Below are 6,000 nucleotides of genomic sequence, written 5' to 3' on the forward strand. Positions count from 1 at the left end.
AGAACAGACCAACAGGCTATGATCATGCTGATTTGCGCCGCAGAATGCCGCAGTTAGCGCGAGCGCCAGCGAGTTCACGCCGTCCTGGTGCATTGCAGCAGGGCGGGGCGCTGTACTGCGCGTGTGAGCGTCAGCGAGCTACGGGCGCAACAACACACCAGGCAAAATCGCAATTATGTAAAGTCGCCCTGTTACAAACACACACTGTGTAAAGACAAAGAACAATTACAATGTAAAGACAAATAAACCTTTACACTGTATATCTTAGATTTCTGCGTCGTGGTGTTTTTCTTCTCGCTCACGGTTCCTCCGGTGAGCGGGATTCAGCTTTTTTATGCAGGACGTATTCAGGGTGCTCCCCTGCAAGTAATAACAGGTACTCAAATTCACCTTTCGATAAATTAAGCTGGTTGTGGGTTTTAGCTTCTTTTTTCTGCCATGTACTTAAGCCTACGCCAAAAATCTCACCGCACTCTGTCTGGGTAAGGCCAATTTTTTTACGTAATTTCTTTATGTTTTCCGGTGTATTTTCAATAGTCATGCATCACTCTCCTTATATTCTTTCACCATAGTTAAGAGAATATTCTTATCAACAGGTCTTAAACCATTTTTTGTAAAGTCTATTGCCTCGACCTCACTTTCATTAAAAACCAGCTCACTTAACGTTCTCTTTGTTCTTTTTGTTTTTCCGTCAGTGAACTCCTTTGAATAACTGCTTATTTTTTTTACAAAATGGTATTTTTTATCAATCACTTCAAGATAATAAGTCAATCGCCCTTTGTTTTTTCTCATAACTGTTTCAAATATCCTGTAATTTTAACAAGTTGATCTATACTCAAACCCCTAATCTGCAAATCATAACGCTCGCCCTGCTCGGTGACTTTACCGTTCAATCCATTTTCAGCTTTAAAGCCTGTCAATGCCCCATACCAGCTTTCAAGCTGGACAAGTTGCGATAACATACCTTTCAGGATCAGAATTTCGTCCTTTTTTGCCGCCTGGCGTTTCTCATACTCAATCGCCTGTAACACCTCCTGCGAAGCATTTAGCAAAATTTTTCGCTCGATATTGGCTGCTATATCAACGGGATTCCGCTTCCTGGATAACGTACAAACATGATACGGACTACTCCAGGAACGACTATCCACACTCCCCACAACAGAAAATCGGTCTTTTTCCATCCGAATATGCACAGAGTAATTTTTAAACTGCGGTGACGTCAGTTTTATACGAGACGGACAATCATCAAGTTTGTTCACGCGCCAGCCGTTCCCCAGGATACGGCAGACAACTTCAAAGACAGGGTGATATTGTTCAAAAAAAGAGTTCATCTGTTTCCCTTTTTGCTACGTGGCTGCTGTTCCCGTCTTTTTGGGTTCGATGCCCCAAAAGACGGGCTGGTATGATATCGGGGGCTTCTCGCCCCCGTTCTGGTTACGCTCTGGTTTCCACGCGTTGCCACCCTGTCGCCCTGCGCTGTCCGGTTGTACCGTATTTTGCGCGGATTTCTTCTATCGTGTGTTCTTCACGATTCCAGTAACTTTTATGTTCGTCTGGACGATAAAACCATTGTTTTTTCTTTGCCGCCCATTTACACCCGATTTCTTTTAAAGTTTCCTTATGTGTAATAGTTTCTCCACTAATCCATACCCAGTTACCTATCACTTCAAATACCAGACCAGATAAACCAGAAAGAACGTTTAATACTTTTTCCAGGTCATCACCGTAATTATATCGTGCATGTTCATCAGCGCTCTGGAACTGATTTATTTTATCAATATTTGCCATCAAGACATCAAAAGCTGCATTTACCGCTTTCATCAGTTCAGCCCCTAACGGGTTACGATCTGGATGATATTTTAAAGCGGCTTTTCTGTATGCTGCTTTGATATCTTTTTCAGTTAATTCGCCGGATAATCCAAAAACGTTTAATGCTTCCTGGATATTCATTTTAAATCTCCTGTCCGTTTGGACTTAAGAAGGAAAGGAGCCAATCCCCTTTCGATGAAACAATAATACATCTATTTAGATGTATTATCAAGATTTATTTCCTGAAAACAGCAATTTACTTGATGATTTGCTCGTTTCTTAATCCGCGTCAGCGGATAGAAGGGGCGAAAGAAAATACCAGGGAGCAGCGGGGCCACATCGCCCCGAAGCGCGGCGCTGTACTGCGTGTGTGAGCGTCAGCGAGCTACGGGCGCAACATTACATTGCTGCATTAGCCCGGCATTCTCCACGCCCTGAAGGACGGAGTTTTACCCCATCATTCATACTAAAACCCCCTGGGTAAATACTACTACTATTAACATTTTTAACATGGTTGCAGGGGATACCCCCTGCAACTATTTTCTTAGTAGTATGATGTGAACTCGTGTTTTTCTTCCGGTGATCCTTTATATGCTGTTTCGAATTCCTCAATTTCAATTGCTGGCGTACTGTAATAATCACGCACTCGCCGTTTTAATGGCTCACCACAGAAATCATTAAGTAATGGGGTCTTATATCCGCTCATTGAATGAGTCCGATGAACTGAAGCGCGAATCTCCTGAACAGTTACGGTTTTTTTGCCATGAACAGAAATAACCTGGTAGAAATTAACGTTCGTTTGCTCATATCCCCAGGAAGATACAAACACATCGCCAACAGAAACAGTGCCGTTATTAAAAGTCAATGTTTTCATTTTAAATCTCCTGTCCGTTTGGACTTAAGAAGGAAAGGAGCCAATCCCCTTTCGATGAAATAATAATACATCTATTTAGATGTATTATCAAGATTTATTGCCTGAAAACAGCAATTTACTTGATGATTTGCTCATTTCTTAATCCGCGTCAGCGGATAGAAGGGGCGAAAGAAAATACCAGGGAGCAGCGGGGCCACATCGCCCCGAAGCGCGGCGCAGCCGCTGACGAACATACCAGGATGCACAGGGCCATCCCTTCACCCTGCAAAGCCCAACGGACTGACAGGCCATGATCATGCTGATTTGCGCCGCAGAATGCCGCAGTTAGCGCGAGCGCCAGCGAGTTTACGCCGTCCTGGTGCATTGCAGCAGGGCGGGGCGCTGTACTGCGCGTGTGAGCGTCAGCGAGCTACGGGCGCAACAACACACCAGGCAAAATCGCATCCTGAAAAGTTACCCTGTAACATACACACAATGTAAAGCGCAAAAAACAATTACATTGTAAAGACACAAACATCTTTACAACGTAACTATAATGAATACAATGTAAAGACAAATAAACCTTTACACTGTATATCCGAGGTTTCTATGGGGAGAGCATTACTTGTCGCATCAGATAAAGGCGGTGTAGGAAAAAGCACCACAGCAACAAACCTGGCTTCTTATCTGGTAAATAATTCACGAACGGTCATCATTCTGAAGACCGATAAAAACAATGATATTCTTAGCTGGAACGAAAAAAGAAAGCAGAATGGCTTATTACCGGTTCCTGTTTATGAAGAGTATGGCGATGTATCAGAAGTCATTAAGCGCCTGAAAAAAATATGTGAAGTGCTGATCATTGACTGTCCAGGGCATGACAGCAAGGAATTTCGCAGTGCCTTAACTGTAGCTGACATTCTGCTTACTCTCGTTAAGCCGTCTTCAGATTTCGAAGCAGAAACGCTGACTCATGTAACAGAAAAAGTTCGCACAGCTCAACAGATCAATCCAGACCTGCAACCCTGGGTACTTTTCACGAGAATTAACACGACAAAACCACGCCACAGAAAAGCAGCGATTGATCTCGACAAGTTACTCCGGGAGAACCCGGTGTGGATACAGCCACTTCGTACACGTATTTCAGATTTAGATATTTTTGAAGCGGCCTGTAATGAAGGCGCTGGCGTTCATGATGTACGTCGCGCATCCAGCCTTTCTACAGCTAAAGCACAAATAGAGCTTTTGGCGCAAGAGTTAGGCATCAATCCCTAATGGATGTAATACGACAGCTTTACATCATTAACTTTACACAGTAAAGCTAATGTAACACACGAAAGGTGATATAATGGCTCTTGACTTGAAAACTCCGGTAATACCAGGACAAAAAACAGAACAAACCAATGCAGACACAGCCCGATTCATCAATGAAGCTACCCGCAAAAAATCGGGAGCAACTAAAGTGACCAATGTCCGGCTTGGGGACGTTTACGAAGATATTCTGGAACGGGAAGCACTGCGAACAGGCCAGACAAAAACAGCAATAATGAAAGCGGCTCTTGCAGCTTACGAACACGGCCTGGACGAAAACGGAAAAAATCACTGGATTCTACAGTCAGCCAGGCTGAAATGATAAAGCCCTTCGGGGCTTTATCCCTTACGTTTTAATTGTTTCTTCTCGCTGGCTTTCTTACGGGCATCGAGAACCAGTTGCGCATAAGTTGCGTGTGCTTTTTTTACTGTACCAGCAGGTTTCCCGTAAAGGTCGTAACGTGTTGCGCCTGGTACAGTACAATTCTGAAGATATTGCCACCGGAACGTCATCACCTGAACCGCACAATTCCACTCTTCAATCGTCAGATCCACATCCGGGTTATCCGCCAGGTATTTCTCAACGTCCTGGAGAATCCCGCTTTTCAGGGGCAAGTTCTTTTTTTCGTCTGTCCATAGTTCAGGAAAAACAGCACGAACTTTATTGAAACACTTTTCAAAATATTCTTTCGGATATTTTGGGGGAAAAGTGATTTGTTTTTTCAAATACCAGGGCTGAGGCTGCTTTTTACGTGTTTTCTCTGCTACAGCATCTTTCTTCTGTACTTTCTTGTTTTCATTAACTGCTGATTTTTGTACTTCCTGCGGCTTTTCATTCACCACAGGATTTTCTGGCATGACCAGAACGCGGCGTTTTTTGACCACAATCACGGGTGTTTTTTTGGGCTGCATACTCGCCTCAATAATTGCTGTCATATTGACTAATTATACCATATTCACCAGTTAATATCCTGAAAATACATGGAAAAAGGGGGTATCCGTACAGAATACCCCCTTTGTAAAGGCGCTTAATGCCAGAACCACATCATCCCCAAAAAGGCGGGCTTTCGCCCGCCTCCGGGTTGCTACTTACCGCCGGATTCGTAAGCCATGCTTGCCGTAACCTCCCTGTATCCGTCCTTCAGCCGGATTTCGCACAGGCGATTCCGGGTCAGGAGTGTGAATATTAACAACGTGCAGCACACGATTAATACGCACCAGATAAGGGCGTTTCCCGGTAGTTTCATGGCCTTCTTCTCCTTGCGTAACGCGCGGTAAGAGGCTATCCTGATGTTGTTCAAGCATTGGGATCGCCTCGTGGGTTAATGAAAAATTAACTACGGGGCTTTCTTCTTTCTGCCGCACAACAAGATACAAACCACCTTTTCGCCATGAGGCAGAAAGCCTCAAGCGCCAACAACATTATATATCGACCAGAAACTTGAAAATACATGGTATTGCGTAAAGGGCGGTAAAAGTCTATCCTGGTGTTGTTGAAGCATTGGGATCGCCTCGTGGGTTAATGAAAAATTAACTACGGGGCTTTCTTTTTTCTGCCAGACAACAGGATACAGTGCGCCTTATATCCCCGTCCTTCAGGGCGTGGAGGATGTCAAATATTGACCAGGAATTAAATTCCCAGCTTTCGGCGTGGACTATACAGTGTGTGATTCACCACGATGAATCCTTTGTTGATCCACTGTGTTACCTGCGCAGGTTGAACTCCGGTCAGCCTGGCGAACGATGCCTGATTCCCCCGATAGAACTTGTTGATGTATTCAATCAAAGGCATTTTTTAATTCTCCGAAACAACGCAAAATCATATAGTAATTTACTATATGATTTTTATTTCGCAAGTGATTAACTCATCGGATTTCTTTGTAGTTAACGAAACGTTAAATTTAGTTTGTGCCTGGATTGACATCCTCCCCCACCTTCGCACTTCGTGACTCAGGAGGGGGATTCCCATTAGTGGGTGACGGCTGATTGCTCAGCCTCTGGTTCCTGCTTCAACGGGCGGCCTGACT

General features: G+C 44.1%; 9 protein-coding genes and 1 pseudogene. 2 read left to right on the forward strand and 8 right to left on the reverse strand.

All coding sequences use genetic code 11. From position 1 onward, the window contains the following. Window positions 1-298: 298 nt before the first annotated feature. From ACJHWT_RS22085 to ACJHWT_RS22105, 5 genes are all read right to left on the reverse strand, one after another. Window positions 299-541, reverse strand: a complete 243-nt coding sequence (locus ACJHWT_RS22085; protein WP_000151456.1) for a hypothetical protein — start codon at window positions 539-541, stop codon at window positions 299-301. Next, complete coding sequence (locus tag ACJHWT_RS22090) at window positions 538-792, reverse strand: hypothetical protein (protein ID WP_001230709.1); 255 nt, start codon at window positions 790-792, stop codon at window positions 538-540. Before ACJHWT_RS22090 ends, ACJHWT_RS22085 begins: the two co-directional genes overlap by 4 nt. Next, window positions 789-1,331 carry a hypothetical protein gene (locus ACJHWT_RS22095; protein ID WP_001083904.1) on the reverse strand — a complete coding sequence of 181 codons (543 nt, stop codon included), beginning with the start codon at window positions 1,329-1,331 and terminating at the stop codon, window positions 789-791. The genes ACJHWT_RS22090 and ACJHWT_RS22095 overlap by 4 nt, the downstream gene beginning before the upstream one ends. Window positions 1,332-1,434: 103 nt before the next feature. Continuing rightward, window positions 1,435-1,950, reverse strand: coding sequence for a J domain-containing protein (locus tag ACJHWT_RS22100; RefSeq protein ID WP_001025393.1), 516 nt, complete (start codon window positions 1,948-1,950; stop codon window positions 1,435-1,437). Window positions 1,951-2,353: 403 nt separating this feature from the next. Then, complete coding sequence (locus ACJHWT_RS22105; RefSeq protein WP_000855119.1) at window positions 2,354-2,683, reverse strand: hypothetical protein; 330 nt, start codon at window positions 2,681-2,683, stop codon at window positions 2,354-2,356. 588 nt (window positions 2,684-3,271) lie between these two features. Here ACJHWT_RS22105 and ACJHWT_RS22110 point away from each other — a divergent pair. Further along, on the forward strand, window positions 3,272-3,937 hold the full coding sequence (locus ACJHWT_RS22110) for a division plane positioning ATPase MipZ (RefSeq protein ID WP_000532148.1): 666 nt from the start codon (window positions 3,272-3,274) through the stop codon (window positions 3,935-3,937). A 73-nt stretch (window positions 3,938-4,010) separates the two neighbouring features. Beyond that, complete coding sequence (locus tag ACJHWT_RS22115; RefSeq protein WP_001162371.1) at window positions 4,011-4,295, forward strand: hypothetical protein; 285 nt, start codon at window positions 4,011-4,013, stop codon at window positions 4,293-4,295. A 17-nt stretch (window positions 4,296-4,312) separates the two neighbouring features. Here ACJHWT_RS22115 and ACJHWT_RS22120 read toward each other — a convergent pair whose 3' ends face one another. The 3 genes and pseudogenes from ACJHWT_RS22120 to ACJHWT_RS22130 all read right to left on the reverse strand — a co-directional run. After that, window positions 4,313-4,909 (reverse strand): ProQ/FINO family protein, encoded by a 597-nt coding sequence (locus ACJHWT_RS22120; RefSeq protein WP_000125165.1) that lies wholly within the window; start codon window positions 4,907-4,909, stop codon window positions 4,313-4,315. 149 nt (window positions 4,910-5,058) lie between these two features. Further along, window positions 5,059-5,181 carry a type I toxin-antitoxin system Hok family toxin gene (locus ACJHWT_RS22125; protein WP_223170659.1) on the reverse strand — a complete coding sequence of 41 codons (123 nt, stop codon included), beginning with the start codon at window positions 5,179-5,181 and terminating at the stop codon, window positions 5,059-5,061. Further along, a pseudogene (locus ACJHWT_RS22130) lies at window positions 5,126-5,278 on the reverse strand (DUF5431 family protein); the annotation flags it as partial. The pseudogene ACJHWT_RS22130 and the gene ACJHWT_RS22125, both read right to left, overlap by 56 nt. Window positions 5,279-6,000 lie beyond the last annotated feature (722 nt).

Origin of the sequence: Escherichia sp. WS338 (assembly GCF_046486405.1) — a bacterium.
Lineage (GTDB): Bacteria > Pseudomonadota > Gammaproteobacteria > Enterobacterales > Enterobacteriaceae > Escherichia > Escherichia coli.

Excerpts from the sequence above, each read along its gene's own strand:
- ACJHWT_RS22085 (WP_000151456.1), bottom strand. The coding sequence starts at position 541 with ATGACTATTGAAAATACACCGGAAAACATAAAGAAATTACGTAAAAAA.
- ACJHWT_RS22090 (WP_001230709.1), bottom strand. The coding sequence starts at position 792 with ATGAGAAAAAACAAAGGGCGATTGACTTATTATCTTGAAGTGATTGAT.
- ACJHWT_RS22095 (WP_001083904.1), bottom strand. The coding sequence starts at position 1,331 with ATGAACTCTTTTTTTGAACAATATCACCCTGTCTTTGAAGTTGTCTGC.
- ACJHWT_RS22100 (WP_001025393.1), bottom strand. The coding sequence starts at position 1,950 with ATGAATATCCAGGAAGCATTAAACGTTTTTGGATTATCCGGCGAATTA.
- ACJHWT_RS22105 (WP_000855119.1), bottom strand. The coding sequence starts at position 2,683 with ATGAAAACATTGACTTTTAATAACGGCACTGTTTCTGTTGGCGATGTG.
- ACJHWT_RS22110 (WP_000532148.1), top strand. The coding sequence starts at position 3,272 with ATGGGGAGAGCATTACTTGTCGCATCAGATAAAGGCGGTGTAGGAAAA.
- ACJHWT_RS22115 (WP_001162371.1), top strand. The coding sequence starts at position 4,011 with ATGGCTCTTGACTTGAAAACTCCGGTAATACCAGGACAAAAAACAGAA.
- ACJHWT_RS22120 (WP_000125165.1), bottom strand. The coding sequence starts at position 4,909 with ATGACAGCAATTATTGAGGCGAGTATGCAGCCCAAAAAAACACCCGTG.